This is a genomic window from Pseudomonas migulae NBRC 103157 (assembly GCF_002091715.1).
GTDB lineage: Bacteria > Pseudomonadota > Gammaproteobacteria > Pseudomonadales > Pseudomonadaceae > Aquipseudomonas > Aquipseudomonas migulae_A.
Map to the genome: position 1 here is coordinate 128,377 of NZ_BDAG01000010.1, position 26,547 is coordinate 154,923.

At 60.5% G+C, this 26,547-nt stretch carries 25 protein-coding genes; 11 read left to right on the plus strand and 14 right to left on the minus strand.

The annotated features are described in order from the left end of the window. Position 1 precedes the first annotated feature (1 nt). The 7 genes from mltB to PMI01S_RS10490 all read left to right on the plus strand — a co-directional run bounded on the left by mltB (position 2) and on the right by PMI01S_RS10490 (position 6,515). Positions 2–1,012 (plus strand): lytic murein transglycosylase B, encoded by a 1,011-nt coding sequence (gene mltB, locus PMI01S_RS10460; RefSeq protein WP_084319708.1) that lies wholly within the window; start codon positions 2–4, stop codon positions 1,010–1,012. Continuing rightward, positions 1,012–2,025: a septal ring lytic transglycosylase RlpA family protein gene (locus tag PMI01S_RS10465; protein ID WP_084319709.1), complete on the plus strand. Its 1,014-nt coding sequence runs from the start codon at positions 1,012–1,014 to the stop codon at positions 2,023–2,025. Before mltB ends, PMI01S_RS10465 begins: the two co-directional genes overlap by 1 nt. A 183-nt stretch (positions 2,026–2,208) precedes the next feature. Next, the gene (locus PMI01S_RS10470) at positions 2,209–3,366 is read left to right on the plus strand and encodes a D-alanyl-D-alanine carboxypeptidase family protein (protein ID WP_084319710.1); all 1,158 of its coding nucleotides are present in this window, start codon (positions 2,209–2,211) and stop codon (positions 3,364–3,366) included. Between the two features lie 80 nt (positions 3,367–3,446). Then, complete coding sequence (locus PMI01S_RS10475; protein ID WP_017340995.1) at positions 3,447–3,722, plus strand: DUF493 domain-containing protein; 276 nt, start codon at positions 3,447–3,449, stop codon at positions 3,720–3,722. Next, complete coding sequence (lipB, locus tag PMI01S_RS10480; RefSeq protein ID WP_084319711.1) at positions 3,722–4,369, plus strand: lipoyl(octanoyl) transferase LipB; 648 nt, start codon at positions 3,722–3,724, stop codon at positions 4,367–4,369. The genes PMI01S_RS10475 and lipB overlap by 1 nt, the downstream gene beginning before the upstream one ends. 1 nt (position 4,370) lies before the next feature. Beyond that, on the plus strand, positions 4,371–5,393 hold the full coding sequence (lipA, locus tag PMI01S_RS10485; RefSeq protein ID WP_007946663.1) for a lipoyl synthase: 1,023 nt from the start codon (positions 4,371–4,373) through the stop codon (positions 5,391–5,393). A gap of 171 nt (positions 5,394–5,564) precedes the next feature. Further along, positions 5,565–6,515 carry a S66 peptidase family protein gene (locus PMI01S_RS10490; protein WP_084319712.1) on the plus strand — a complete coding sequence of 317 codons (951 nt, stop codon included), beginning with the start codon at positions 5,565–5,567 and terminating at the stop codon, positions 6,513–6,515. Positions 6,516–6,643: 128 nt separating this feature from the next. On the opposite strand, the gene PMI01S_RS10495 is transcribed toward PMI01S_RS10490, so the two are convergent. The 5 genes from PMI01S_RS10495 to leuS form a co-directional block, all read right to left on the minus strand. Further along, on the minus strand, positions 6,644–7,966 hold the full coding sequence (locus tag PMI01S_RS10495; protein ID WP_084319713.1) for a lytic murein transglycosylase: 1,323 nt from the start codon (positions 7,964–7,966) through the stop codon (positions 6,644–6,646). 62 nt (positions 7,967–8,028) lie between these two features. Further along, positions 8,029–8,193, minus strand: a complete 165-nt coding sequence (gene arfA / locus PMI01S_RS10500) for an alternative ribosome rescue factor ArfA (RefSeq protein WP_084319714.1) — start codon at positions 8,191–8,193, stop codon at positions 8,029–8,031. Between the two features lie 185 nt (positions 8,194–8,378). Continuing rightward, positions 8,379–9,416 (minus strand): DNA polymerase III subunit delta, encoded by a 1,038-nt coding sequence (gene holA, locus PMI01S_RS10505; protein ID WP_084319715.1) that lies wholly within the window; start codon positions 9,414–9,416, stop codon positions 8,379–8,381. A 39-nt stretch (positions 9,417–9,455) separates the two neighbouring features. After that, positions 9,456–10,061 (minus strand): LPS-assembly lipoprotein LptE, encoded by a 606-nt coding sequence (locus PMI01S_RS10510; RefSeq protein WP_084319716.1) that lies wholly within the window; start codon positions 10,059–10,061, stop codon positions 9,456–9,458. 87 nt (positions 10,062–10,148) lie between these two features. Then, positions 10,149–12,755: a leucine--tRNA ligase gene (leuS, locus tag PMI01S_RS10515; RefSeq protein WP_084319717.1), complete on the minus strand. Its 2,607-nt coding sequence runs from the start codon at positions 12,753–12,755 to the stop codon at positions 10,149–10,151. Between the two features lie 279 nt (positions 12,756–13,034). Here leuS and PMI01S_RS10520 point away from each other — a divergent pair, with 279 nt between their 5' ends. Together PMI01S_RS10520 and PMI01S_RS10525 are read left to right on the plus strand one after the other, a co-directional pair. After that, a complete protein-coding gene (locus tag PMI01S_RS10520; protein ID WP_084319718.1) occupies positions 13,035–13,355 on the plus strand; it encodes a hypothetical protein in 321 nt (106 codons plus the stop codon). A gap of 107 nt (positions 13,356–13,462) precedes the next feature. Continuing rightward, complete coding sequence (locus PMI01S_RS10525; protein ID WP_084319719.1) at positions 13,463–14,224, plus strand: YdcF family protein; 762 nt, start codon at positions 13,463–13,465, stop codon at positions 14,222–14,224. Between the two features lie 96 nt (positions 14,225–14,320). Here the strand turns inward: PMI01S_RS10525 and lnt are convergent, their stop codons facing one another. The 5 genes from lnt to miaB all read right to left on the minus strand — a co-directional run bounded on the left by lnt (position 14,321) and on the right by miaB (position 19,715). Further along, the gene (lnt, locus tag PMI01S_RS10530) at positions 14,321–15,844 is read right to left on the minus strand and encodes an apolipoprotein N-acyltransferase (RefSeq protein ID WP_084319720.1); all 1,524 of its coding nucleotides are present in this window, start codon (positions 15,842–15,844) and stop codon (positions 14,321–14,323) included. A gap of 8 nt (positions 15,845–15,852) precedes the next feature. After that, positions 15,853–16,692, minus strand: a complete 840-nt coding sequence (locus PMI01S_RS10535) for a CorC family transporter (RefSeq protein ID WP_084319721.1) — start codon at positions 16,690–16,692, stop codon at positions 15,853–15,855. Between the two features lie 5 nt (positions 16,693–16,697). Then, on the minus strand, positions 16,698–17,192 hold the full coding sequence (gene ybeY, locus PMI01S_RS10540) for an rRNA maturation RNase YbeY (RefSeq protein ID WP_084319722.1): 495 nt from the start codon (positions 17,190–17,192) through the stop codon (positions 16,698–16,700). Next, a complete protein-coding gene (locus PMI01S_RS10545; protein ID WP_084319723.1) occupies positions 17,185–18,189 on the minus strand; it encodes a PhoH family protein in 1,005 nt (334 codons plus the stop codon). The genes ybeY and PMI01S_RS10545 overlap by 8 nt, the downstream gene beginning before the upstream one ends. 194 nt (positions 18,190–18,383) lie before the next feature. Further along, positions 18,384–19,715, minus strand: a complete 1,332-nt coding sequence (gene miaB, locus PMI01S_RS10550) for a tRNA (N6-isopentenyl adenosine(37)-C2)-methylthiotransferase MiaB (RefSeq protein ID WP_167362944.1) — start codon at positions 19,713–19,715, stop codon at positions 18,384–18,386. Between the two features lie 135 nt (positions 19,716–19,850). Between miaB and PMI01S_RS10555 the strand changes: the two genes are divergently transcribed. Continuing rightward, positions 19,851–20,180 (plus strand): DUF1820 family protein, encoded by a 330-nt coding sequence (locus PMI01S_RS10555; protein WP_007894425.1) that lies wholly within the window; start codon positions 19,851–19,853, stop codon positions 20,178–20,180. A 112-nt stretch (positions 20,181–20,292) separates the two neighbouring features. On the opposite strand, the gene PMI01S_RS10560 is transcribed toward PMI01S_RS10555, so the two are convergent. The 4 genes from PMI01S_RS10560 to PMI01S_RS10575 all read right to left on the minus strand — a co-directional run bounded on the left by PMI01S_RS10560 (position 20,293) and on the right by PMI01S_RS10575 (position 23,810). Beyond that, positions 20,293–20,847 carry a tetratricopeptide repeat protein gene (locus PMI01S_RS10560; RefSeq protein WP_084319725.1) on the minus strand — a complete coding sequence of 185 codons (555 nt, stop codon included), beginning with the start codon at positions 20,845–20,847 and terminating at the stop codon, positions 20,293–20,295. A 224-nt stretch (positions 20,848–21,071) separates the two neighbouring features. Further along, complete coding sequence (gene hemL, locus PMI01S_RS10565) at positions 21,072–22,355, minus strand: glutamate-1-semialdehyde 2,1-aminomutase (RefSeq protein ID WP_017340979.1); 1,284 nt, start codon at positions 22,353–22,355, stop codon at positions 21,072–21,074. Positions 22,356–22,370: 15 nt separating this feature from the next. After that, positions 22,371–22,994, minus strand: a complete 624-nt coding sequence (gene thiE, locus PMI01S_RS10570; protein WP_084319726.1) for a thiamine phosphate synthase — start codon at positions 22,992–22,994, stop codon at positions 22,371–22,373. 18 nt (positions 22,995–23,012) lie between these two features. Further along, on the minus strand, positions 23,013–23,810 hold the full coding sequence (locus PMI01S_RS10575) for a hydroxymethylpyrimidine/phosphomethylpyrimidine kinase (RefSeq protein ID WP_084319727.1): 798 nt from the start codon (positions 23,808–23,810) through the stop codon (positions 23,013–23,015). Positions 23,811–24,124: 314 nt separating this feature from the next. Here PMI01S_RS10575 and PMI01S_RS10580 point away from each other — a divergent pair, with 314 nt between their 5' ends. Next, positions 24,125–26,509, plus strand: a complete 2,385-nt coding sequence (locus PMI01S_RS10580; RefSeq protein WP_084319728.1) for a hybrid sensor histidine kinase/response regulator — start codon at positions 24,125–24,127, stop codon at positions 26,507–26,509. Positions 26,510–26,547: the final 38 nt, after the last annotated feature.

Here is a 26,547-nt window from a genome sequence, read left to right on the forward strand (position 1 = left end):
AATGCAAGTAATGCGTGGCTGGGCGACTCGAAATGCGCCATGGGTCAGCCTGGTAAGCATCCTTGGCATCGCGCAGGACGCGTTGGCCGGCGATTACGAAGGCACACCCCAGGTGGCCGAATTCGTCGGTGAAATGACCCGCGACTACGGCTTTGCCGGTGAACAGCTGATGGGCGTGTTCCGCGAAGCCGAGCGCAAGCAGACGATTCTGGACGCGATCTCGAAACCCGCCGAGCGGGTCAAGCAGTGGAACGAATATCGTCCGATGTTCATCACCGACGCGCGCATCGCCCGCGGCGTGGATTTCTGGCGACAGCACGAGGCGGTACTGGCCCGCGCCGAGCAGGAATACGGTGTGCCAGCCCAGGTCATTGTCTCGATCATCGGCGTTGAGACCTTTTTCGGCCGCAATACCGGCAATTACCGGGTGATCGACGCCTTGTCGACCCTGGGTTTCGACTATCCTCCCCGTGCCGAATTCTTCCGCAAGGAATTGCGTGAATTCCTGCTGCTGGCCCGGGAAGAACAGGTTGATCCGCTGACCCTCAAGGGCTCCTACGCCGGGGCGATGGGCCTGCCGCAGTTCATGCCGAGCAGTTTTCGCGCCTATGCGGTGGATTTCGACGGTGACGGCCACATTAATATCTGGACCAATCCCGACGATGCCATCGGCAGCGTCGCCAGTTATTTCAAGCGTCACGGCTGGGTGGCCGGTGAACCTGTGGTCAGCCGCGCCGATGTGCGTGGCGCGCAGGTCGACGAAGGTTTGACTGCCGGCATCGAGCCGACTAAAACCGTCGGGGAGTTGCGGGCGCTGGGGTGGTCAAGTCATGATGCGCTGCGCGATGATATGCCGGTCACGGCATTCCGCCTGGAAGGTGACAATGGCTCTGAATACTGGATGGGCCTGACGAATTTTTACGCAATCACGCGTTATAACCGCAGCGTGATGTACGCCATGGCGGTACATCAACTGTCTGAACAGCTGGTCCAAGCACGGGGCGTCAAGTAATGCGGGCATTGCCTATGAATAAACCCCTGAAGCTGATGGCATTCGCCGCGTTGGCAGTGCTGGTCGCCAGTTGTTCGACCAGCCGCTCGCCGACACAGAAGTCTTCTTCCACCGCCGTGCGCTCGACGCCGGGGCTGGACATCAACCGCGCCCACAAAGATGGCGCACCGTGGTGGGACGTCGACGTTTCGCGCATCCCGGATGCCACGCCAACCCTGCACACCGGTCCTTACAAGGCCAACCCGTACACCGTGCTGGGCAAGACTTACTTCCCGCTGCAGGAATCCAGGACCTACGTCGCCTCGGGCACGGCGTCCTGGTATGGCACCAAGTTCCACGGCCAGAACACCGCCAACGGCGAAGTGTATGACCTGTATGGCATGAGTGCCGCCCACAAGACCTTGCCACTGCCAAGTTACGTTCGGGTGACCAACCTGGACAACAACAAGACCGTGATCCTGCGGGTCAACGACCGCGGCCCGTTCTACTCGGACCGCATCATCGACTTGTCCTACGCAGCCGCGAAAAAACTCGGCTATGCCGAAACCGGCACTGCACGGGTCAAGGTTGAAGGCATCGATCCACAGCAATGGTGGGCCGCCAAAGGCCGTCCGGCGCCTTTGATGCTCAACGAGCCGCAAGTCGCGCAAAATACCGCGCCGACGATTACCGCTTCGGCCGGCACGGTCGAACAATGGACACCGCCGCCGCAGCAACACGCTGCGGCCGTCGTGCCCGTGCAGATCGATGCAAAAAAAAACGCTTCTGTACCAGCCTCTGGCCAGTATCTGCAGGTGGGCGCGTTCGCCAACCCGGACGCTGCAGAACTCCTGAGATCGAAGCTCAGCGGGATGGTGAGCGCTCCGGTGTTCATCAGCTCGATCGTGCGCAATCAACAGACACTGCATCGGGTGCGCCTGGGGCCGATCGGCTCGCCGGGTGAAATCCAGCAAGTGCAGAACAGTGTGCGTCTGGCCAATCTCGGTTCGCCGAGCGTGGTCACCGCCGAGTAATACGTAGTACTTGATTGACGGTTCACTTGCGGTTTCGGGGGGTGAACCTGGTTGTTGGCTCGTTGAAGAACAAAAGCCCGGCAAGGGTTCTGAGTGAACGACTGAACACGCGATGGCCCGTTAGAGGGCCATCTTGATTAGTTTTGCCCTCGGGCAGTTTCCATTAGCGATTTCGAGAGACGGATGAACATCACCACCTTTGCCAAACGCCTGTGCCTTCTAGTCCCGCTGCTCCTCTCGCCTGCGGCTTTCGCGGTCGAGATGATGCCGTCGCCGCCACAACTGGCCGCCAAAGCCTATGTGCTCATGGATGCCAGCAGCGGCAACGTGCTGGTCGAGAACAACGGTGACCAGCGTCTGCCGCCTGCCAGCCTGACCAAGCTGATGACCGCGTACATCGCGACCCTGGAAATCCGTCGTGGCCAGATCGGCGAAAACGATCCGGTGACCGTCAGCGAAAACGCGTGGCGTACCGGTGGTTCGCGGATGTTCATCAAGGTCGGCTCGCAAGTGACCGTCAGCGACCTGTTGCACGGCATCATCATTCAATCGGGCAACGACGCCAGTGTTGCGCTCGCCGAGCACATCGCCGGCAGCGAAGACGCTTTCGCCGACATGATGAACAAAACCGTGGCCGACCTGGGCATGACCAACAGCCACTTCATGAACCCGACCGGTCTGCCGAACCCTGAGCACTACTCGTCGGCTCACGACATGGCAGTGCTGGCTCGCGCGATCATCCACGAAGACCCGGCTCACTACGCGATCTACTCGCAGAAAGAGTTCTTCTGGAACGGCATCAAGCAACCTAACCGCAACCTGCTGCTGTGGCGCGACAAGACCGTCGACGGTCTGAAAACTGGCCACACTGACGAAGCTGGCTACTGCATGGTGTCTTCGGCGGTACGTGATGGCATGCGCCTGATCGCCGTGGTGTTCGGCACCAACAGCGAAGTGGCCCGCGCCTCTGAAACCCAGAAGCTGCTGACCTACGGTTTCCGTTTCTTCGAAACCCAGACCTTCTATCAGAAAGGCGCCGAGCTGGCTCAGGCCCCTGTCTGGAAAGGCAGCACCAATCAAGTCAAGGCCGGCCTGGCTCAAGACCTGACCATGACCCTGCCAAAAGGCCAGCTGAAAAAGCTCGCCGCGAGCATGACCATGAACCCGCAACTGGTTGCGCCAATCGCCAAGGGCGACGTGATCGGTAAAGTCGAAGTGAAACTGGACGACAAGGTGGTGCACAGCGCTGACCTGATCGCCCTGGACGCTGTCGAGGAGGGTGGTATCTTCCGCCGCATGTGGGATAGCATCCGTCTATTCTTCTACGGCTTGTTCAACTGAATTAGTGTGGACTCTCATGGCCCCGCTCCACTCCGGAGCGGGGCCATGTCCGTTGCCACGGCTTACGAGGCCGTTACGCCATGACAGACACCGAAGTAAACGCGCCAAAAATCGAATTCCCCTGCGCGGACTACCCGATCAAGGTGATCGGCGACACCGGCGTGGGTTTCAAGGACAAGATCATCGCGATCCTTGAGAAACACGCGACCGTTGACCACAAGACCCTGGCCGAGCGCCAGAGTACCAACGGCAAGTACACGACCATCCAGCTGCACATCATCGCCACCGGTCAAGAACAGCTGTACGACATCAACAGCGAGTTGCGGGCTACCGGTTTCGTGCACATGGTGCTGTGATGTCTGGCTCGCTGGGCTTTCGCGAGCTCGGCCAGATGGCTTACGAGCCGGTCTGGCATGCCATGCAGCGCTTCACCAACGAACGCGGCAGCGATGCCGCAGACGAGATCTGGCTGGTGGAACACCCACCGGTGTTCACCCAGGGCCAGGCCGGCAAGGCCGAGCACTTGTTGCTGCCGGGCGATATTCCGGTGGTGCAGGTCGACCGCGGTGGCCAGGTGACTTATCACGGTCCCGGTCAGTTGGTGGCCTACCTGTTGCTCGATGTACGCAAGCTCGGTTTCGGCGTGCGTGACCTGGTCACCCGCATGGAACATTGCCTGATCGAGTTGCTGGCCAGTTACGGCGTCACTGCCGCGGCCAAGCCGGATGCGCCAGGTGTCTACGTCGACGGGGCGAAGATCGCTTCCCTGGGTTTGCGGATTCGCCATGGTTGTTCCTTTCATGGCCTGGCCCTGAACGTGGACATGGACCTGGAACCGTTTCGACGGATTAATCCCTGCGGCTACGCCGGGCTGGCGATGACCCAGCTGAGCGATCACGCAGGATCGATTGAATTTGCCGAGGTAAGTGCCCGGCTGCGCGCGCAGCTCGTCAAACACCTCGACTATGCTGAGCAGACGACCCTAACGGGCGGAATCGACTGATATGACTACTGATGCAGTGCAAACCATGATCCCGACGCTGGATGTCACCGAGCGTCCGGCCCCGCGTGCCAAGGTAGAAGCCGGCGTCAAGCTGCGCGGCGCCGAGAAGGTTGCACGCATCCCGGTGAAGATCATCCCGACCACCGAACTGCCGAAGAAACCCGACTGGATCCGCGTGCGCATCCCGGTTTCCCCGGAAGTCGATCGCATCAAGGCCCTGCTGCGCAAACACAAGCTGCATAGCGTGTGCGAAGAAGCGTCCTGCCCGAACCTGGGCGAGTGCTTCTCCGGCGGCACCGCAACGTTCATGATCATGGGCGACATCTGCACCCGTCGCTGCCCGTTCTGCGACGTGGGCCACGGCCGTCCGAAACCACTGGACGTCAACGAGCCGGAAAGCCTGGCCATCGCCATTGCCGACCTGAAACTGAAATACGTGGTGATCACCTCGGTGGACCGCGACGACTTGCGTGACGGCGGTGCCCAGCACTTTGCCGACTGCATCCGCGAGATCCGCAAGCTGTCGCCGAATGTACAGCTCGAAACCCTGGTCCCGGACTACCGTGGCCGCATGGACGTCGCACTGGAAATCACCGCCGCCGAGCCGCCGGATGTGTTCAACCACAACCTGGAAACCGTGCCGCGCCTGTACAAGGCTGCGCGTCCGGGTTCGGACTACCAGTGGTCGCTGACCCTGCTGCAACGCTTCAAGCAGATGATGCCGCACATTCCGACCAAATCCGGCCTGATGCTGGGTCTGGGCGAAACTGACGAAGAAGTCATCGAAGTCATGAAGCGCATGCGCGAACACGACATCGACATGTTGACCCTGGGCCAGTACCTGCAACCGTCCCGCAGCCACTTGCCGGTGCAGCGTTTCGTGCACCCGGACACCTTCGCCTGGTTCGCCGAGGAAGGTTACAAAATGGGCTTCAAGAACGTCGCTTCCGGCCCGCTGGTACGCTCCTCGTACCACGCCGACGAGCAGGCGAAGCTGGTTAAAGCCGAGCTGATGTCGTCCTGATCACGCGGTGAGAAAAAAATGCCCGCACGGCTTCCGGCCCTGCGGGCATTTTTTCGCCTTGCCTGTGGCGATCACTGCTTTTCCTGCAACCTGTGGGGCGACAGACCCTCTTCTGTTTGTCCCCGTTCCTGACTACTGTGTGCTGAAGATTTCGCGCAGGGAGATTCATGGATGACCGTTCGACCGACTCACACACTGTTTCCACATACCCCGGTGCCAGCCTTGCCCCGGGAAGGGCTGATTGGCGTCATTGCGCCCGCCGGCCCCGCGCCGCTGGACACCGACAAAGCCATTGCCTGGATGCGGGCTCGCGGTTACGCGCTGCGAATTTTTCCCGGTGTCTACGAGCAGGTCGGCTACCTGGCCGGCAGCGACGATGTGCGGCTCAATGACTTGCACGCAGCCTTCGCGGACAGCGAGGTCGATGCGATCATTTGTCTGCGCGGTGGTTACGGCACACCGCGTTTGCTCGACCGCATCGATTTCGAGTTGCTGCAAAACAACGCCAAGCCGTTCATCGGCTACAGCGACATCACGGCGCTGCACCTGGCGATCAGCCGTTATGCGGGGTTCGTGACCTTTCATGGTCCGTTGCTCAATGCAGATCTGTTGGGTGACAAGCAAAAACCTACCGAGGCCTCGTTTTTCAACATGCTCAGAGGGCAGGTGAAGGCGGGCAGTGTGCTGACGCATCCGGTGGCCTACCCGTTGACCACCATCGAGCCTGGCATCGCTCACGGGCGCTTGCTGGGAGGTAATCTGGCGATGATTGCCGCGACCATGGGCACGCCTTATGAGATGGATGCCGAGGGCGTCATTCTGTTTATCGAGGACATCAACGAGCCGTTGTATCGCATCGATCGGCTGCTGACTCATTTGCGCCTGGCTGGCACGCTGGGCAAGTTGCGTGGGGTTCTGGTGGGTGATGTGGCCGGGGTTGATTCGGTTGCGCTTGAGCGATTGCTCAAGCAGACCTTTGAGCCATTGCGCATACCGGTGCTGTCGGGGTGGCGCAGCGGGCATTGCGATCCGAACCTGACGTTGCCGCTGGGGGCGTTGGTGAGGCTGGATGCGGGGAGCAAGGAGTTGGTGCTGGAGCAGGATGTGGTGGTCAGGCGTTAGCAGTTCATCGCATGACAGTCAGTCTTCGCGAGCAAGCCCGCTCCCACATTCGACCGTGTTCCATGCAAGAACGCGGTGAAATGTGGGAGCGGGCTTGCTCGCGAAGGCGGCAGTCGCCATACGGCTAATTATCGGTTGCGCAGGCCTTCGAGCAACTTGTGCGTTGGATACCCATCCGCCGGCCAGCCAAACGACTGTTGCGCACTGCGGATCGCCTTGCGGGTGTTGGCACCAATGATGCCGTCGGCGGTGCCCGCATCGTATTTCTGGGCACTCAGCAGATTTTGCAGCTCGATCCGTTCGGTGCGGCTCAGCGGCAAATCATCCTTGGGCCATGTGCCGTTGATCAGGCCCCCGCCGTTGAAACGCTCGGACAACAAACTGACGGCCAGGGCGTAGGACGAGGAGTTGTTGTACTTGAGGATCGCGCGGAAGTTGTCGAGCACCAGGAACGCCGGGCCGCGATAACCCGCTGGCAGCAACAGCGCCGCGGACAAGTGCTCGGAACCCGCTGGAACCTGTCCGCCGTTAGGCAGCGTCACGCCCAGTTGCCGCCATTCGGCGACACTCTTGCGGATCGTGCCATCGGCCAATACGTAGTTGAAGCTTCCCGGTAGCTGAACTTCAAAGCCCCACGGCTGACCTTTTTGCCAGCCAGAGCTTTGCAGGTAGTGCGCGGTCGAGGCCAGGGCGTCGGCGGAGCTGCCCCAGATGTCACGGCGACCATCGCCATCGAAGTCCACTGCATGGGTGTTGTAGGTGGTCGGGATGAACTGGGTCTGGCCCATGGCACCGGCCCAGGAACCGAGCATCTGCTCCGGCTCGATATCGCCCTGTTGCAGGATCTGCAGGGCCGCGATCAATTGCGCATGGGCGAAGCCTGGGCGCCGGCCTTCATAAGCCAGGGTCGCCAGGGAGTTGATCACCGACTTGCTGCCCTGAAACTGACCGAAGTTGCTCTCCATGCCCCACACCGCGACCAGTGCCTGGCGATCGACGCCGTAGCGCTGCTCGATGCTTTGCAGGATGTCCGCGTACTGGTTGACCAGCGTCTGGCCTTTGCGCACACGCAGCGGCGACAGGGCACCGTCGAGGTATTCCCACACAGGGCGGGAAAATTCCGGCTGGCTGCGGTCGGCACGAATCACGCTGGTGTCCAGGCTGACATTGGCGAAGGCGCGATCAAACAGATCGGCGCGGATGCCGGCTGCCAGTGCATCCTTGCGGAAGCCCGCCTGCCATTCGGCGAAGGTCTGGGTTGGCTGGATGTCGAGGTTCTCACCGGTCGGGACCACGGGCGGAATCACCGCAGGGGCTGTCGCGACGGGAAGGGTCTGAAGCGGTTGGGCGTCGGCGGCGGTCGGTTTTTCCGCGCAGGCGACAAGCAGAACGAGGCTGGAGGCAGCTATCAATTGGCGCAGGTGCCAACGACGGGAAATACAAAAGGGCATGCACGGGTCCAGGGAGTACGAATCAGGTGCAGACCTTAACATGTTGAGCGCTGGCTTGCCTTTCAGGCCGCCAGAAAGTAAGAAGCCTCCCAGTTGTCAGACTGGAAGGCTTCGCGGCGGTAGCTGCCTTTGCCCTTGCCGGCTCGTTCCTGACGGCTGCGGAACAGTGGCTGGGCGACGATGGATTTGGCCTTGTTGGGGCCATTTTTAGATGGCTTTTTGCTCATGATGAAATCTCGCAAGTGAGTGGGTTTTGCGGGGAAATCATCTGCCGAAGTTGGGACTCTGTCTATAGGGCAAATGCAGGTGTGATGTGTAGGAAGCTGGATCAAAAGATCGCGGCCTTCGGCAGCTCCTACAAAGGCATCACATTCACCCTGCAGGAGCTGCCGAAGGCTGCGATCTTTTGATCTTACTCTGCTGGCAACGACAATCTTTGGCCAGCCATCAACAACGACAACCGACTCAAGCTCATCCACGGCGAACCCGCGGCCTGGCCTTTGATCTGGGCGTCGATCCGCTGAGCTTCGAGCAACAACTGCGCCCAGCGTTGCGCCGAGTAGCGTTGCAGGGCTTTGCTCATCAGCGGTTTGCGCTTGTCCCAGACCGGTGGTCGGGCAGAGCTGAAGGCTTTGTCCAGCGGAACGCCCTGACTGTATTGCAGGGAAATATTGGCCAGCAGACGCAGTTCACGGGCCAGGGCCCAGAGAATCACCGGCGGTTCGACCCCTTCACCGCGCAAGCCCTCGAGCATGCGCAGGGCATGCGCTGCTTCACCGTTGAGAATCGCATCGGTCAAGCCGAAGACATCGAAGCGCGCACTGTCGGCCACCGCCGCTTGCACGGTCTCGACGGTAATCTGACCGCCTTCGGCCATCAGCTTGAGCTTTTCGATTTCCTGGGCGGCGGCCAGCAGGTTGCCTTCGACGCGCGCGGCGATCAGCTCGACGGCGTCCTGGCTGGCGGAGAGCCCGGCCTGGGACAAGCGCTGGCGGATCCAGCTCGGCAGCTGGTTGGCATCCACCGGCCAGATTTGCACGAACTGGGTGTGCTGGCCTTCGACCAGTGCCTTGCCCCACTTGGTTTTCTGCGCGCTGCCGTCGAGTTTCGGCAGGCTGATCAGCAAGATGGTGTCTTCAGCCGGTCGCGAGCAGTACTCGATGAACGCGGCCGCCCCTTTGTCACCGGGTTTGCCGGACGGCAGACGCAGTTCCAGCAGGCGTTTTTCGGCGAACAACGACATGCTTGCGCCGGCTTGCAGCAACGTTCCCCAGTCGAAACTGGCGTCGGCTGCGAACACCTGGCGCTCGTCGAAACCCTGTTGGCGAGCGGCTGCACGAATGGCGTCAGCGGCTTCCTGGCAGAGCAACGGGTCATCGCCACTGATGACGTAGATCGGCGCGAGAGCACCTTGCAAGTGTTTGGCGAGTTGGGCGGGGGCGAGTTTCATAAGAGAGGGCGAACGGGGCGCCTGAGCGCCCCGTAAGTCTTACTGCTGCGGGATTTCGACAGGCGACTGACGCGGCGTTTCCGCTTCAGCCTTCTGCGCGGCTTCCAGTGCCGCAGCTTCAGCCTTGGCCTTGGCCTCGGCGGTCTGTTGCAGCTGATCCAGCTGGGCTGGCGACAGTTGCTGCAAGCGCAGCATCATGCGTTGTACCAGTTCGCGACGGATCTCCTTGCGAGCATCGGTGGCTTCCTGGTCGGATCCCACCAGGTTGTTACCGTCGTGGATAAAGACCTTCTGCACTTCGAGCTTGTCGCTCAGCAGGTGCAGGTTGTGCTCACCACTGATGTCGTAGCTGAGTACGGTGGTCACCTGGTACTCGCCAGTACGGCCGGCACCTGCATAGCTGAGGATGCGCTGGCTTTCCTGCTCATCGGCCAGCACCAGCTTGTATGGCGCGCCCGTGTGGATATTGACGCCGCTGCTTTCCAGCACCTGACGCAACATGGTCACGGTTTCGCCATAGGAGTTGCGTGCACTCAGGTCGAGTTCCTTGAAGGCGAGTTCATAGGTGCCAGTGCCGCGCAGCTGGAAACCGCAGGCGCTCAACAGGACCGCAAGGCCCATCACCAGCAAATTGCGTTTGATCATCTTGTTGCTCCCCTTGAAACCATGTGGGCCGACCGTACGGCCCGAAAGGTTTTACTCGGCGCCAGGCTCACCTGGCGCCTGATCCAATTAGCTGGCGACGATATTGACCAGTTTCCCGGGCACTACGATCACTTTACGAATAGTCAGGCCATCGACAAAACGCAGCACGTTCTCGTTGACACGGGCAGCGGCTTCGACTTCTTCGCGAGTCGCGGTGGCCGGCATTTCGATCTGGCCGCGCAGCTTGCCGTTGACCTGGATGACCAGCGTCAGGCTGTCCTGCACCAGCGCGGTTTCGTCCACCACCGGCCAGCCGGCGTCGATCACCGGGTCTGCGTGACCCAGTTGATGCCACAGCTCATGGCTGATGTGCGGGGTGATCGGCGCCAGCAGCAACGTCACGGCTTCCAGACCTTCATGAACCAGTGCGCGATCCTGTTCGGTGCCTTGCGCGGCTTTTTCCAGCACGTTCATCAGCGTCATCACCTGGGCGATGGCAGTGTTGAATTTGTGGTTCTGGCCGACGTCGTGGCTGGCCTGCTTGATCGCCAGGTGGATCGAACGGCGAACGGCTTTCTGCTCATCGTTCAGGCCGGCGACGTCCAGTTTGCCCGGCAGGCCCTGAGTGACGTGGGCTTGAGCCAGACGCCAGACGCGCTTGAGGAAGCGGTGCGAACCTTCGACGCCCGAGTCGGACCATTCCGCGCTCATGTCGGGTGGCGAGGCGAACATCATGAACAGGCGGCAGGTGTCGGCGCCGAACTGGTCAATCATCGACTGAGGGTCGACGCCGTTGTTCTTGGACTTGGCCATCTTCTCGGTGCCGCCGATTTCCACCGGCAGGCCGTCCGCGATCAGCTTGGCGCTGATGACCTTGGCCTTGCTGTCACGTTCGAGTTCGACGTCTGCCGGGTTGAACCAGGTGTAAGCGCCGTTGGCTTCGCGACGATAGTAAGTCTCGGCGATTACCATGCCCTGGGTCAGCAGGTTCTTGAACGGTTCGTTGGAGCTCACCAGGCCTTCGTCGCGCATCAGCTTGTGGAAGAAGCGCGCATACAGCAGGTGAAGAATCGCGTGTTCGATACCGCCGATGTATTGATCAACCGGCAACCAATGGTCGGCCGCCGATTTTTCCACCAGGCCACCTTCATAGTGCGGCGAGGCGTAGCGGGCGTAGTACCACGAGGACTCGACGAAGGTGTCCATGGTGTCGGTTTCACGCTTGGCCGGTGCGCCGCATTTCGGGCAACTGCACTCGTAGAACTCGGGCATGCGCGCCAATGGCGAACCTGCGCCATCCGGCACAACGTCTTCCGGCAACACCACTGGCAGCTGATCTTCCGGGACCGGTACATCACCGCAAGTGTTGCAGTGGATGATCGGGATCGGGCAGCCCCAGTACCGCTGACGGCTGATGCCCCAGTCGCGCAGGCGGAACTGGGTGCGCGAGGCGCCGAGGTTCTTCTTGATCAGCGCGACTTCAATGGCGTCGAACGCACCGGCGAAGTCGAGGCCGTCGAACTCGCCTGAGTTGATCAGCGTGCCGTGCTCGCCGTAGGCGTCCTGCCACGGCGCGGGGTTGGTATCGCCTGCGCTGGTGCGCACCACGGATTTGATCGGCAGGTTGTACTTGGTGGCGAACTCGAAATCACGCTCGTCGTGCGCCGGAACAGCCATGACCGCGCCATCGCCGTAGTGCATCAACACATAGTTGGCGACCCACACCGGGAGTTTCTCACCGGTCAGTGGGTGCTCGACGAACAGCGAGGTCGGCAGGCCTTTTTTCTCTTGAGTGGCGACGTCGGCTTCGGCGACGCTGCCGCCCTTGCATTCAGCGATGAACGCCTGCAGCTCAGGGTTGTTCTGTGCGGCCAGGGCGGCCAGGTGGTGTTCGGCGGCCACGGCAACATAGGTTGCGCCCATCAGGGTGTCCGGACGGGTGGTGAAGACTTTCAGTGCGCCGGCTTCGCCGATGGAGTCGACGTTGTACGGGAATTGCACTTCCATGCCGCGGGATTTGCCGATCCAGTTGCGCTGCATGGTCTTGACCTGTTCAGGCCAGCCGGTCAGCTCGTCGAGGCTTTCCAGCAGCTCATCCGCGTAAGCGGTGATCTTGAAGTAGTACATCGGGATTTCGCGCTTCTCGATCAGCGCGCCGGAACGCCAGCCGCGACCGTCGATCACTTGCTCGTTGGCCAGGACGGTCTGGTCGACCGGGTCCCAGTTCACGGTGCCGCTTTTCTTGTAGATCACGCCTTTTTCGAACAGGCGAGTGAACAGCCATTGTTCCCAGCGGTAGTAATCCGGCTTGCAGGTGGTCACTTCGCGGGACCAGTCCACCGCCAGGCCCAGGCTGCGCAGCTGGGTCTTCATGTAGGCGATGTTTTCGTAGGTCCACTTGGCGGGCGCTACGTTGTTCTTCATCGCGGCGTTTTCCGCCGGCATGCCGAAGGCGTCCCAACCCATGGGTTGCAGGACGTTCTTGCCTTGCATGCGCTGATAGCGGGAGATCACGTCGCCGATGGTGTAGTTGCGCACGTGCCCCATGTGTAGCTTGCCGCTGGGGTAAGGGAACATCGACAGGCAGTAGAAAGTCTCCTTGCCTGGCTGTTCACTGACTTCAAAGGACTTTTGCTCGTCCCAGAACGACTGGGCGGCGGCTTCGATTTCACGGGGCTGATATTGTTCGTGCATGGCTACTTTTGAACTGAATAGGGGTGGCCTAATCCTCTTCAATGCGACGCTGGACGGTGATCACGCCAAATCGGCGTTGCGGTGCCCAAGCGAGCTGGAAGTGGAGTTACAGGAAGCGCCGTAGCATACATGACCGCACTCTACCGAGGGAAACCCTGATTACTGCCGCGCGTCTTGCAGAAATGGCTGCGAGGGCCGTTGGTCGCGGCATCCAGCCGGTTTGTTCATGGAAGCTAAGCTCTAACTGGGGAGCGAGTCTTATCTTCAATGAGGTGAGGGATGGTTGATTCACAGCAAAATGTTACCAAGCCGGAGCTGTACGAAAGACTGATTGATCGTCTGGGAATGGCTCTGGACGCGGCAAAAACCGCTGGCCGGTTGCGTGATGAACGCCCCCTTGAGCTGGAATTGCGTGGCCTGAGCCCCGCAGAGTTTGCACTGGTCAAGGCCTATCTGGACCGCAGTGAACGTGAGACACACGGATGCTTGTCAGAAGCAGTGAAGCAACTAGACGCACCACGTTCGGCCAAGATCATCTGGCTCAAGGACAAGGCACCGGGCAGGGACGCGGTAAAGGTCCGGTCTCTGCAATTCAAGTAAGGGCACTTGAAGCCATGACGTATGGTTTTTTGAAGCATAGTCCTTTCACATTTGTTGTCGCATTGCGTCAACCCACTTAGGCTTCGGGCATCTTCAGGAGATGCTCGATGCCTTTTCGTTACTTCATAAAACAACTTCTGCTGCCGCCCGGCGTTTTGTTGCTGTTGCTGGCGCTTGCCTGGTGGTTTCGCCGATCGAGGCCGCGGCTGGCCGGGCTGTGCTTTGCGCTGGGGTTCGGTGGCTTCTGGCTGATGAGTCTGCCGGTGGTGGTGCAATGGGGTGCCAAGATGCTGGAACGGGAGCCGGCGCTGGATCGCGCTGAATGGGCGACCCTGAGTCAGCGCGCTGACGCGATCGTTGTGCTGGGGTCCGGGCGTGAGCGGGGCGACCTGGCTTGGGGCGAGGACCAGCCGACCGGTGTTGGCCTGGGGCGTCAGCGTTATGCCGCGCGACTGGCCAAGGCCTCCGGCCTGCCGATCCTCACCAGCGGCGGCCTGCATTTCGGCACGCCGCCCACCGAAGCCAAATTGATGGCGGACTCGATGTTCGAAGACGCTGGCGTAACCGTGCGTTGGCAGGAAGGGCGCAGCCGTACGACTTGGGAAAATGCGCAGTTCAGTGCCGAGGTGTTGCTGCCACAAGGAATCAAGCGTGTTGTGGTCGTGACTCAGGCCTGGCACATGCCGCGGGCGGTCTGGAGTTTCCAGAAGGCAGGATTTGAGGTGGTGCCCGCGCCGGTGGGGTTTCTAGGCGTGGACAATGCCCGGCCATTGGGGGGCTGGATGCCTGAGTTCAAGTCGATCTGGCAGAGCGGGCAGTTGCTGAATGAAGCGGTGGGGCAGATAGGGTATTCGTTGTTTTACCGCTGAAAATCAAAAGATCGCAGCCTTCGGCAGCTCCTGCAGGGTGTACACAATCCCCTGTAGGAGCTGCCGAAGGCTGCGATCTTTTTGCAGGCTCCGCGATTAAACGGTCTTGGCCATCCGGTTGGCCACCAACGCCCAGCCAAACAACAACATGCAGACAATGATCAGCGGCCACGAGCGCCATTGCAGGTAAGGCGTCAGGTTATGCATCGGCACCACTTCGCCGTACAGGATGCCGCGTTCGAACTGCGGGATCTGCGTGGTGATCTGGCCGAAGGGGTTGATCAGGCCGGTCACGCCGTTGTTGGTGGCGCGGATCATCCAGCGGCCGGCCTCGAGTGCGCGCATCTGCGCCATCTGCAAGTGTTGCAACGGCCCGATGGAAGTGCCGAACCAGGTGTCATTACTGATGGTCAGCAACAGATCGCTGCGAGCCGCAAGGCTGGCGGCAAACTCCGGGTATACCACTTCGTAGCAGATGTACGGCGCAATCTGATAGCCCTTGGCTTGCAGCATCGCCTGATCGGCGGGGCCACGGGCAAAGTCCGACATCGGCAGGTCGAAGAAGGCGATCAGGCCGCGCAGGATATCCTGCAGCGGCACGTATTCGCCGAACGGCACCAGCTTCTGCTTGAGGTAAGTGCCGTCGCCTTCGCCGACGACAGTGATGCCGTTGAAAAAACGTTTTTCGTGACGGACGACTTCGCGGATGGGGACGCCGGTAATCATTGCCGAATCCCGCTCGGAAGCGAATTTACCCATCATGTCCAGATAGCCTTCGGCGGACTCCTTGAGTACCGGGATCGCGGTTTCCGGCCAGATCAGCAGGTCGACACGCTTGGAGCTGAAGCTCATGTCGCGGTACAGCGCCAGTTGCGCGTTGAGCTGCGCCGGGTCCCACTTCATGCTTTGTTCGATATTGCCCTGAATCGCCGCGACGCTCAGTGGTGCACCCGCCGGGCTGGTCCAGGCATGACCTTTGAGCACGATGCCGGCAACCCAAGGGCCGACCAACAGCAGTACACCCGCCGCAATAAAGGCTTTGCGACCCGTCTTGATCAGGCGCGAAGCGTTATAGATCAGCGCGGCCGTCAAGGCCAGGGTGAAGGACACCAGCCACATCCCGCCCACGGGTGCGAGGCCGGCCAACGGGCCGTCGAGCTGGCTGTAACCGGAGTAAAGCCACGGGAAGCCTGTGAGGAACCAGCCACGAAACGCTTCCTGGCCTACCCACAGCGCTGCGAACGCCATGGCATCGGCCAGCGGTGCTTCGTTGCGACGCAACCAGCGCGCCCAGATCCAGGCGGGCAGGGCGAAGAACCAGGCAATCGCCGCAGTGAAGAGCAGCATCAGGAAACCGGCCAGCAGCACCGATGCGCCGCCAAAGTTGTGGATGCTGTAGTAGATCCAGCTGGTGCCGGCGCCAAACAGGCCGAAACCGAAACACCACCCACGGCCCAGGGCCTGGCGGGGGCTCAGTTCACGCAAACCGGCGTAGAAAAAGCCGACCGCCAGCAACGCCAACGGCCAGATATCGAACGGCGCCAGGGCCAGGGTGGTGATTGCACCGGCCACCACGGCCAGCAGGTTACCGGGCCAGCCGGGGCGGGTCAGACGATGCATTTCAATCCTTAGCGGGCGATAGGTGTCAGGCGCAGCAAGTGAATCCGACGGCTGTCGGCGTTCAGGATGCGGAAGCGATACGGGCCGATCTCGGTTATTTCGTTGCGTTTCGGCAGATGCCCGAATGCACTCATCACCAGGCCGCCGACGGTATCGAACTCATCGTTGGAGAACTCACTGTCGAAAAACTCGTTGAAGTTCTCGATCGGCGTCAGGGCCTTGACCAGGAAGTCACCGCTGGGCAGTGGCTTGATGTAGCTGTCTTCCTCGACGTCGTGCTCGTCTTCGATGTCGCCGACGATCTGTTCCAGCACGTCTTCGATGGTCACCAGGCCCGCCACACCGCCGTACTCATCGATAACGATGGCCATGTGGTTGTGGTTGGCGCGAAACTCGCGCAGCAGCACATTGAGGCGCTTGGACTCGGGCACGAAGGTGGCCGGGCGCAGCAGGTCCTTGATGTTGAAGCTGTCGCCGTTCTCCCTGAGGATCAACGGCAGCAAGTCCTTGGCCAGCAACACGCCCATCACGTCATCGTGGCTTTCGCCGATAACCGGGTAACGGGAGTGGGCCGAGTCGACTACGGCCGGCAAAAACTCGCGGGGTGTCTGGGTCGCCTTGATGCTGATCATCTGCGAGCGCGGGACCATGATGTCCCGTACTTGCAGGTCTGCAACCTGGATGGCGCCTTCGACGATGGCCAGCGCTTCGCTGTCCAGCAACTTGTTTTGATGTGCGTCGCGCAGAAGCTCCAGCAGCTCCTGACGGTTCTTCGGCTCGTGGGCAAAAGCCTGGGTGAGCTTACCCAGCCATGACTTCTGCCCGTTGCTCGATCGATCTTCGCTCATAGCGATTACTCTGAATCCTTTGTTGTCACGATAGTGGATGTTTCAATTTCGTCGTCCGCGTACGGGTCGGGGTAGCCCAACTCTGCAAGCAACGTTCGTTCCAGCGCTTCCATTTCTTCGGCTTCATCGTCATCTATATGGTCGTAACCCAGCAGATGCAAGCAGCCGTGAATGACCAGATGCGCCCAGTGCGCCTTGGGTTCCTTGCCTTGCTCGGCGGCTTCACGCTCGACCACCGCCACGCAGATGACCAGATCGCCCAGCAGCGGGATATCGAGAAACTCGTCAGGCACATCGGCAGGAAACGACAGGACGTTGGTGGCGTAATCCTTCTGCCGCCAGGTGTGGTTCAGCTCGCGGCCTTCGGCTTCGTCGACCAGGCGAATGGTCATCTCGGAGTCGGCGGTGCGCTGGCGCAAGGCCAGTTCGCACCATTGGCGGAACTCGGCTTCGCTGGGGGCGTGCGCTTCGGTAGCGAGTTGCAGATCAAGCTCAAGCATCGCGGCGACTGTCCTTTGGTGTTTCGTCTGCCGCGCGATTCTCGAAGCGCTCGTAAGCTTCGACGATGCGCTGCACCAGTGGGTGGCGCACAACGTCCTTGGGCATGAAATGGGTGAAGCTGATGCCCGGCACTTCTTTCAGCACTTCGATCACATGGTGCAGCCCGGATTTGGTGCCTTTGGGCAGGTCGACCTGGGTGATGTCACCGGTGATGACCGCTGTGGAGCCGAAGCCGATTCGGGTCAGGAACATTTTCATCTGCTCGACGGTGGTGTTCTGGCTTTCGTCGAGAATGATGAAGCTGTTATTCAGCGTGCGACCGCGCATATAGGCCAGCGGCGCAACTTCGATCACCTGGCGCTCGATCAGCTTGGCGACGTATTCGAAGCCAAGCATCTCGTAGAGTGCGTCGTAGAGCGGACGCAGGTACGGGTCGATCTTTTGCGACAGGTCGCCCGGCAGAAAACCGAGCTTTTCGCCCGCTTCAACCGCCGGACGAACCAGCAGGATGCGGCGAATCTGCTCGCGCTCCAGCGCGTCTACCGCGCAGGCAACGGCCAGATAGGTCTTGCCGGTACCGGCCGGGCCGATGCCGAAGTTGATGTCGTTACCGAGGATTTCCTTCACGTAGCGCAACTGATTCAAGCCACGAGGGCGAATCATGCCTTTCTTGGTGCGCAGGGCCACGGAGGGTTCGGACGGGGAAACGTTGTCCAGCTCTTCGACGGCCGATTCCTGCAAGAACAGGTGAACCATGTCCGGCGACAGCTCGGTCCCCTTGGTTTCCCGGTACAGGCGGCGCAGGAGGTTTTCCGCGGAGGTGGTGTGTTTGGGGTCGCCGATCAGCTCGAACTGGTTTCCGCGATTGCGGATCTCGATGGTCAGGCGTTGCTCGATCAAGCGCAGGTGCTCGTCGAACATCCCGCACAGATTGGCGAAGCGGCGAGCCTCAAAGGGCTCGAGGATAAAACGATGTGGTTCTATGGGTGCGTTCAAGGTCGTATTTAGCCGCCCTGGGGCAATTAAGATGAAATCAAGGATAACGCCAGTGAGGCGGGTGCGAAAGCTCTTAAATATCTCGACCTGACACACCCCGATTCTGTAGGAGCCGGCTTGCTGGCGATGGGCGCACCGCGGTGCATCAGGATGACCGGGTTATCGTTCATCGCCAGCAAGCCGGCTCCTGCAAGTTATGCAGTGATCAACGAACCCCGCAGCGAGTGCGGCTGCGCCGCATCGATGTGCACGTCAGCGAACTGGCCGATCAGGGTTGGATTGTCGCAGCGGAAGTTGACGATCCGGTTGTTCTCGGTCCGGCCTTGCAGCTCGCCGGGGTCTTTTTTCGAGTAATCGGTGACCAGAATCCGCTGGATCGAACCGACCATTTGTCGGCTGATCTCGAAACCTTGCTGGTTCAGGCGATGTTGCAGGGCGTTCAGGCGTTCTTTTTTCAGCTCTTCCGGCGTTTCATCGGCCAGATCGGCCGCCGGTGTGCCTGGGCGCTGGCTGTAGACAAACGAATAGGAAAAGTCGAAACCGACGTCTTCGATCAGCTTCATGGTCTGTTCGAAGTCTTTTTCGGTCTCGCCGGGGAAACCGACGATAAAGTCCGAGCTGATGCAGATCCCTGGCACGGCGGCGCGCAGCTTGCGCAGTTTGGATTTGTATTCCAGCGCGGTGTGGTTGCGCTTCATCGCCGCAAGAATGCGGTCCGAACCCGATTGCACCGGCAAGTGCAGGTGTTTCACCAGCTCCGGCACTTCGGCGTGAGCCTGGATCAGGCTGTCGGAGAATTCGAGCGGGTGCGAGGTGGTATAGCGAATCCGGTCGATGCCATCGACAGCCGCGACGACACGAATCAGCTCGGCCAGATCCGCCAGGCGACCGTCGTGGGTGGTGCCGCGATAGCCGTTGACGTTCTGGCCCAGCAGCGTCACTTCACGCACGCCGTTTTCAGCGAGGTGGATGATTTCGGCAATCACGTCATCGAACGGTCGGCTGACTTCTTCGCCACGGGTGTAGGGCACCACACAGAACGTGCAGTACTTGCTGCAGCCTTCCATGACCGAGACGTAAGCGCTCGGGCCATCGATGCGCGGCTCCGGCAAATGGTCGAATTTTTCGATTTCCGGGAACGAGACGTCGACTTGCGGCAATTTGGTGGCGCGGGCGGCGTCGATCATTTCCGGCAGGCGGTGCAGGGTCTGCGGGCCGAAGACCACGTCGACATACGGAGCGCGATCGCGGATGGCGGCGCCTTCCTGACTGGCGACGCAACCGCCGACGGCAATCACCATCTCGGGGTTCGCCAGTTTCAGTTCGCGCCAGCGGCCGAGCTGGGAATACACCCGGTCCTGGGCGCGTTCGCGGATCGAACAGGTGTTGAGCAGGATCACGTCGGCGTCTTCTGCGCGAGCGGTGACTTCCAGGGCCTGATGTTCGCCCAGCAGATCGACCATGCGCGAGCTGTCGTACTCGTTCATCTGGCAACCGTGGGTTTCGATGTAAAGCTTCTTGGCCATGGATACAGTCATCACGTGATTCAAAGAACCGCGCATTATAGGGAACATGTCCCGAGGTTCCTACCGTTGTGCGTCCGGTGGCTATGCTATAGTTCGCGCCCTCATTTTTATCCCCCGATGTGTTGCTCGCCCACCATGACCAAACGTGAAGCTCCAATCTACAAGGTGATTTTCCTCAACCAGGGCCAGGTGTACGAAATGTACGCCAAGCAGATCTATCAAAGTGATCTGTGGGGCTTCCTGGAGGTGGAAGAGTTCGTCTTTGGCGAGCGTACGCAAGTGGTCGTCGATCCGAGCGAAGAGAAGCTCAAGGCTCAGTTCGAAGGTGTCGTGCGCAGCTTTGTGCCGATGCATTCGATCGTGCGCATCGACGAAGTCGAGCGTCTCGGCACGCCGAAAATCAGCGAAGCCCGCGGCGCGGTCGGCAATGTCATGCCGTTTCCGATGCCGATGCCTGAGAAGTAGGGCTCAAGACGGAGTCGCCTCAGATCGCCAGCAAGCCGGCTCCTACAAAGCTGACGCAATCCTTGTAGGAGCCGGCTTGCTGGCGATAGGGCCGCAAAGGCCAAAACAGAAATCAGGGAAGAGGCGAGAACGGCGTACGCCCATCGGCGCTCTGCAATTCCATCAGGTATTTGCGGAAGATTTGCCCAAGCACCTGAGTAGCCACTTCAAGCTCTTCACGCGGCATTTTCTCGGCGACTTCGTCCGCAGTATCCAGCGCTTCTTCCGCACCGTTGACCGCCGCCATTTTCAGCACGATATACGCCTGAACGTTATTGGCCGGTACGCCTTCACCGTGGAAGAACATGGTGCCGAGTTTGAATTGCGCCTGGGCGTGACCTTGCAGCGAGGCCTTTTCGAAGTAATCCAGGGCTTTCTTGAGGTCGCGCGGGGTATTTTTGCCGTCGTAATAGAACTCACCCAACTCGTATTGCGCTTGCGCATCCCCGTCATCCGACGCTTTCTGGCAGGCGGCGAGCGCCTGTGCCAGATCTTGCGGCTGGGTATTGAGGGTGCAGCGACCCATCGCTGGGATTAACAACGAGTTGCCGCCTGCTTGTGCGAGCGCGAGCAGGGGCTGAAGGAGCAACAGGCAGCCCAATGCAAGGGCGCGGCCGGTGCGGTTCATGGGAATCGACTTACCTCTGAGGGGCGCGCGGACCCATCGAGGGATCCAATAAGCGCGCATTATGAAATAAGCAGGGCCAACCTTACAAAGTCTTTACTCGTTTTTCTGCTGCGCGGGGAATATATCGCCCGGTTTACGGGGGATTATCGGCAGATGAGTAAGAAAAGACGCTGAAATGTAGGTAAAAGCTGACGCTGGCAATCGCCAACGTCAGCGGCACAGCGTTATTTCAGAGCGGCAAATGCGCGTTCGGCGGCATCCAGCGTCAGTTTCAGCTCGGTTTCGCCGTGGGCAATCGAGGTGAAGCCGGCTTCGAATGCACTCGGCGCCAGGTACACGCCGCCTTCGAGCATCAGGTGGAAGAAGCGGCCAAACAGCTTCGCGTCGCTGGCCATCACATCATCAAACGTGACGATGTCGTCGGCGCCGCTGAAGTACAGGCCGAACATGCCGCCGGCCTGCGTGGTCACGAACGGAATGCCGGCGGCATCGGCGCGCTGCTGCAGGCCATCGAGCAGGCGGCTGGTGTAGTCGCTCAATTCGGCGTGGAAGCCAGGGCGGCTGATCAGGCGCAAAGTCGTGAGACCAGCCGCCATCGCCAGCGGGTTACCCGACAAGGTGCCGGCCTGATAAACCGGGCCCAGTGGCGCGATGTGCGACATGATTTCGCGTTTGCCGCCGAAACAGCCAACCGGCATGCCGCCACCGATGATCTTGCCGAACGTGGTCAGGTCTGGCGTGACGCCGTAATGCGCTTGAGCACCACCGAGGGCGACGCGGAAACCGGTCATCACTTCGTCGAAAATCAGCACCACGCCGTGCTTGTCGCACAGGGTCCGCAGGCCTTCGAGGAAGCCCGGCGCTGGCGGTACGCAGTTCATGTTGCCGGCCACTGGCTCGACGATGATGCAGGCCACGTCCTGGCCAACCTCGGCGAGCATGGTTGCCACGGCGTCGATGTCGTTGAACGGCAGGGTCAGGGTATGTTTGGCGAAGGAAGCCGGTACGCCGGCAGAGCTCGGCACGCCTTGGGTCAACGCGCCGGAACCGGCCTTGACCAGCAGGCTGTCGGAGTGACCGTGGTAGCAGCCTTCGAACTTGATGATGCTGTCGCGGCCGGTGAAACCACGGGCCAGGCGAATCGCACTCATGGTCGCTTCGGTGCCGGAGCTGACCATGCGCACCATTTCCATCGACGGCACGATCGAGCAGACCAGGTCGGCCATCTCGGTTTCCATCTCGGTCGGGGCGCCGTACGACAAGCCGTGTTCCAGTTGTTTGCGCACCGCGTCCAGCACGTCCGGATGGCTGTGGCCGAGGATCATCGGACCCCAGGAACCGACGTAATCCACATAGCGCTTGTTGTCTTCGTCGGTGACGTAGGCGCCTTCCGCGTGTTTGAAGAACAACGGCGTGCCGCCCACGCTCTTGAATGCGCGAACAGGCGAGTTCACGCCACCGGGAATGTGTTTCTGGGCATTGGCAAACAGGGTTTCGGAACGAGACATGATCGGGCTCTCAAATCAGATTTTCAGTAATTCGTTAAATGCGCGGGCGCGGCGTGTCACTTCAGCCGTGCTCTCGGCGCCAAACAGGCCGTGGACCACCGCCAGCAGATCGACCCCGTGGGCTACCAGTGGCGCAGCGTTGTCCAGGGTGATGCCGCCGATTGCGCAGATCGGCAGGTGCAGTTTGCTGCGGGCCTGGTCGAGCAACTCAAGGTTGCAGGTCGGTGCGCCGGGTTTGGTGTTGGAGTTGAAGAAACGGCCGAAGGCGACGTAACTGGCGCCTTCTTTGGCTGCTTGTTCGGCGAGTTCGAGTTGCGCGTGGCACGTCGAGCCGATGATCGCCTGGCGACCGAGCAGCGCACGGGCCGGGGTCAGCGGGCCGTCGGTCTGGCCCAGGTGCACGCCGACGTTCAGGCGCGCGGCCAGTTCGGCATCGTCATTGATGATCAGATGGGTCTTGTAGCGTTCGCACAAATCACGCAGGGCTTGGGCCTCGCGCAAACGGCGGGCCTCGTCGCTGCTCTTGTCGCGGTATTGCAGCAGGGTGACGCCGCCTTCCAGCGCCGCCTCCACGTACGACAGGAATTTACCGGCCAGCAGCTGGCTATCGGTAATGGCGTAAAGGCCACGTAGTTTCATCGGGCATGCCTCATGGCGTTACGAACAGAAATCCAGTGGCAGGCGGCGCGGCACGAATTGACCTTTGCCCAGCTGCTCTGCATCGCGCAGGGTGCGCCACGTGTAGTTAAGCGCGGTCTGCACGGCGCTGACGAGGTTTTCACCCTGGGCCAGACGACCGGCGAGGGCACTGGCCAGCGTGCAACCGGAACCGTGGTAACTGCCGGGCAAGCGCTGGCAGGTAAAGGTTTCGCGGCGACCGTCGCGGCTGTACAGGCGATTGTGGATTTCGTCTTCATCGCCATGGCCGCCGGTGATCAGCAGGTGTTTGACGAAGGGCAGGAGTTTTTCAGCGCACTCGTCCGCGGTGCCTTCGGGCAATTCGGCGAGGATGCGGGCTTCGGGAAGGTTAGGGGTGGCGATGATGGCCAAGGGCAGCAGGCGTTCGCGCATGGCGTAGCCGACTTCATCCTTGCCCAGTCGTCCGCCGCCGCCGGCGCGCAGCACCGGGTCGCAGACCATCGGCAAATGCGGGTGCGCCTGAAGCAGTTCGACGACGGTGTCGACCATTTCCAGGGAGCCGAGCATGCCCAGTTTGACGGCAGCGACTTCGGAATCGTTGAGCACGGCGTTGGCCTGAGCCAGCACCCACTCGCGGTCGAGGACGCGGAAGTCAGTGACATTGACCGTGTCTTGCACGGTCAGGGCGGTGACGGCCGGGGCCGCATGACAACCCTGGGCAAGCAGGGCTTCGATATCTGCCTGCAAGCCGGCGCCACCACTTGGGTCGTGGCCGGAGAGACAGAGGACAACGGGGCGAGAGCTGTAGATATTCATGGTGCGCGAGCTTACCACCAAACATCGATTTTCGGGTGCAGTGCCCGCCAGTCCTGCCGATAGAGAGTCATGGGCTGGCAATGCAATCTGCCGGGATTGTCATAATCTGACCGAGTAAACAGCTCTAACTCAACACGCTCCGCTGGAACGCCCGTACTAGAGCCTTTGCAGGAAATATTTCAATGGTGTTCAATGGCCATCAACGGCTATGCTAGAGTGGATCCAAACCAATAACAGGTAATACCGGTTTTACGTCTACTCAAAGGGAATGAGGGGCTTCCTGAGATAACCGGACAGGCCACGCTGGGGCTTAAATGCGCTATTTGCTGATGTTGCTGTTTTGCTTGCCCCTCATGGCGAGCGCAGTCGAATTCGATGAATTCACTCAAAGCCTGCCCCTGGGCCGAACCCTGCAAGTGTTCGAAGATGCCGATGGTCAGGCGACCATCGATGATGTCCGTGCGCAAGCTGTGGCCGGACATTTCAAGCCCCACGATAAAGCCACCCTCAACGCCGGCTACTCGCGTTCGGTGTTCTGGCTGAAAATCGACCTGCATTACCGCCCGACCGACCCCGCAACGCAACGGACGTGGTTGTTGGAACTGGCCTATCCACCCCTCGATCACCTCGATCTGTACTTGCCCGATGCTGCGGGTGCCTATCGATTGGCCCGTCAGACCGGCGATGCCTTGCCGTTCGACAGTCGCGAAATTCGCCAGAACAACTATTTGTTCGATCTGAACTTCACCCCGGATCAAACGCAAACCCTGTACCTGCGCCTGCAGAGCGAAGGGTCGATCCAGGCGCCGGTCACGTTGTGGTCGAGCACGGCATTCCTTGAAGAACAACCGGTGCGGCTCTATGTGCTGGGCCTGATTTACGGCGTGTTGTTGGGGATGCTGGTCTACAACCTGTTCATCTACCTCAGCGTGCGCGACACCAGTTACCTCTATTACATCTTCTATATCGCCTCGTTCGGGCTGTATCAACTGTCGGTGAACGGCGCGGCCGTGCAGTATTTCTGGCCGAACAATCCCTGGTGGGCTAACGCCGCGACGCCATTCTTCATTGGTTGCGCGGGGCTGTTCGGCAGCCAGTTCGCCCGCAGCTTCCTGCAGACGTCGACCCTCAACCGCTGGCTCGATCGCTTGCTGCTGGCGTTGATTGCGTTCGGGGCGGTGGTGGTCGGGTTGTCGTTGATGACCAGTTACGCCCTGGCCTTGCGTCTGGCGACGACACTGGCCCTGACGTTCACCGTGGTTATTTTCGCGGCGGGTTTTTTCGCCTGGTGGCGCGGCCTGCGGGTGGCGCGTTATTTCATCATCGCCTGGTCGGCGTTTTTGCTCGGCGGCATCATCAACACAATGATGGTGTTGGGTTACCTGCCGAACGTGTTCCTGACCATGTATTCCAGCCAGATCGGCTCGGCCATCGAAGTGGCGCTGTTGTCCCTGGCCCTGGCCGACCGGATCAACGCCATGCGCGAGCAACAGGCCCAGACCTTGTTCGATGCCGGTCAAAAGCTCGAAGTGCTCAACCAGCAACTGGCGCACAGTAACAAGCTCAAGGATGAGTTCCTCGCCACGCTGACTCACGAATTGCGTACGCCCATGAACGGTGTGATCGGTTCGCTGGAGTTGATGCAAACCGTCGAGATGGACCCGGAGCTGGAGCAATATCAGCAAACGGCCGCCGGTTCGGCACGCGACATGATGCGCATGGTCAACGGCATCCTCACCCTCACCGAATTGCAGGCCGGCAAGCTCAAGGCCAATGCGACGACCTTCAGTTTGCGCAGCCTGATCGATGCCCTGCGCGTGCAGTTCGAAGGCAATGCGTCAGGCAAGTCGCTGGACTTCAAGGTCGACGTCACACCGGGCCTGCCGGACCGTTTGCACGGCGACAACATCAAGTTGGCGCAATGCCTGGAATGCCTGCTGGACAACGCGATCAAGTTCACCCGGGTGGGCGGCGTGGCGCTGCGGGTCACGGGGAAACCCGTCGGCCCCGACCGGCTGGCACTGTCCTTTGCAGTAATCGACACCGGCATCGGCTTCACCGATCTGGGCGAGGCGACGCTGTACCAGCGCTTCTTCCAGCTCGACGGCTCGATGACCCGGGAATATGGCGGCCTGGGCGTAGGCCTGGCGATCTGTCGGCAACTGGTCGATTTGCTGGGCGGGCATTTGACTCACCGCTCCGAGCCCGGTCGCGGCAGTCGCTTCCAGCTCGACGTCGAGCTTGAGTTGCCCGTAGTAGAGCGAGCCTCAACGCCGATGATGACTAGAGAATTCCCGCGTCTGCGTCTGCCGCAGGACTGCACCGTGCTGCTGGTGGATGAAAACAGCATCAATCAATTGGTGATGCGCGGCATGTTGCTCAAGCTCGGGTTTCGGGTACGAACGGCCGACAATGGCATGGCCGCGCTGGATCTCTTGCAGCGTGAAACCTTCGACGCCGTGCTGCTCGATGGTCAGTTGCCGTCGCTGGATGGCGTGTCACTGTGCTGCCAGATCCGCGCCTTGCCGGGCTGCGAGCAATTACCGGTGTTCATGATTGCCTTGAGTGCTGATCGGGAACGCTGCCCGACCGGTGCCTTGATCGATCACCTGAGCAAACCGGTGAAATTCGAAGACTTGCAGGCTGCGTTGTACCGTCGAGTGCTTTGCCCAAAACAAGGCGAAAGCGCCGATAGTTAGGCGGATATGCCACTTTGTTCGGCCTCGGGGCAGTGATT

Excerpts from the sequence above, each read along its gene's own strand:
- mltB (WP_084319708.1), top strand. The coding sequence starts at position 2 with ATGCAAGTAATGCGTGGCTGGGCGACTCGAAATGCGCCATGGGTCAGC.
- PMI01S_RS10465 (WP_084319709.1), top strand. The coding sequence starts at position 1,012 with ATGCGGGCATTGCCTATGAATAAACCCCTGAAGCTGATGGCATTCGCC.
- PMI01S_RS10470 (WP_084319710.1), top strand. The coding sequence starts at position 2,209 with ATGAACATCACCACCTTTGCCAAACGCCTGTGCCTTCTAGTCCCGCTG.
- PMI01S_RS10475 (WP_017340995.1), top strand. The coding sequence starts at position 3,447 with ATGACAGACACCGAAGTAAACGCGCCAAAAATCGAATTCCCCTGCGCG.
- lipB (WP_084319711.1), top strand. The coding sequence starts at position 3,722 with ATGTCTGGCTCGCTGGGCTTTCGCGAGCTCGGCCAGATGGCTTACGAG.
- lipA (WP_007946663.1), top strand. The coding sequence starts at position 4,371 with ATGACTACTGATGCAGTGCAAACCATGATCCCGACGCTGGATGTCACC.
- PMI01S_RS10490 (WP_084319712.1), top strand. The coding sequence starts at position 5,565 with ATGACCGTTCGACCGACTCACACACTGTTTCCACATACCCCGGTGCCA.
- PMI01S_RS10495 (WP_084319713.1), bottom strand. The coding sequence starts at position 7,966 with ATGCCCTTTTGTATTTCCCGTCGTTGGCACCTGCGCCAATTGATAGCT.
- arfA (WP_084319714.1), bottom strand. The coding sequence starts at position 8,193 with ATGAGCAAAAAGCCATCTAAAAATGGCCCCAACAAGGCCAAATCCATC.
- holA (WP_084319715.1), bottom strand. The coding sequence starts at position 9,416 with ATGAAACTCGCCCCCGCCCAACTCGCCAAACACTTGCAAGGTGCTCTC.
- PMI01S_RS10510 (WP_084319716.1), bottom strand. The coding sequence starts at position 10,061 with ATGATCAAACGCAATTTGCTGGTGATGGGCCTTGCGGTCCTGTTGAGC.
- leuS (WP_084319717.1), bottom strand. The coding sequence starts at position 12,755 with ATGCACGAACAATATCAGCCCCGTGAAATCGAAGCCGCCGCCCAGTCG.
- PMI01S_RS10520 (WP_084319718.1), top strand. The coding sequence starts at position 13,035 with ATGGTTGATTCACAGCAAAATGTTACCAAGCCGGAGCTGTACGAAAGA.
- PMI01S_RS10525 (WP_084319719.1), top strand. The coding sequence starts at position 13,463 with ATGCCTTTTCGTTACTTCATAAAACAACTTCTGCTGCCGCCCGGCGTT.
- lnt (WP_084319720.1), bottom strand. The coding sequence starts at position 15,844 with ATGCATCGTCTGACCCGCCCCGGCTGGCCCGGTAACCTGCTGGCCGTG.
- PMI01S_RS10535 (WP_084319721.1), bottom strand. The coding sequence starts at position 16,692 with ATGAGCGAAGATCGATCGAGCAACGGGCAGAAGTCATGGCTGGGTAAG.
- ybeY (WP_084319722.1), bottom strand. The coding sequence starts at position 17,192 with ATGCTTGAGCTTGATCTGCAACTCGCTACCGAAGCGCACGCCCCCAGC.
- miaB (WP_167362944.1), bottom strand. The coding sequence starts at position 19,715 with ATGGCCAAGAAGCTTTACATCGAAACCCACGGTTGCCAGATGAACGAG.
- PMI01S_RS10555 (WP_007894425.1), top strand. The coding sequence starts at position 19,851 with ATGACCAAACGTGAAGCTCCAATCTACAAGGTGATTTTCCTCAACCAG.
- PMI01S_RS10560 (WP_084319725.1), bottom strand. The coding sequence starts at position 20,847 with ATGAACCGCACCGGCCGCGCCCTTGCATTGGGCTGCCTGTTGCTCCTT.
- hemL (WP_017340979.1), bottom strand. The coding sequence starts at position 22,355 with ATGTCTCGTTCCGAAACCCTGTTTGCCAATGCCCAGAAACACATTCCC.
- thiE (WP_084319726.1), bottom strand. The coding sequence starts at position 22,994 with ATGAAACTACGTGGCCTTTACGCCATTACCGATAGCCAGCTGCTGGCC.
- PMI01S_RS10575 (WP_084319727.1), bottom strand. The coding sequence starts at position 23,810 with ATGAATATCTACAGCTCTCGCCCCGTTGTCCTCTGTCTCTCCGGCCAC.
- PMI01S_RS10580 (WP_084319728.1), top strand. The coding sequence starts at position 24,125 with ATGCGCTATTTGCTGATGTTGCTGTTTTGCTTGCCCCTCATGGCGAGC.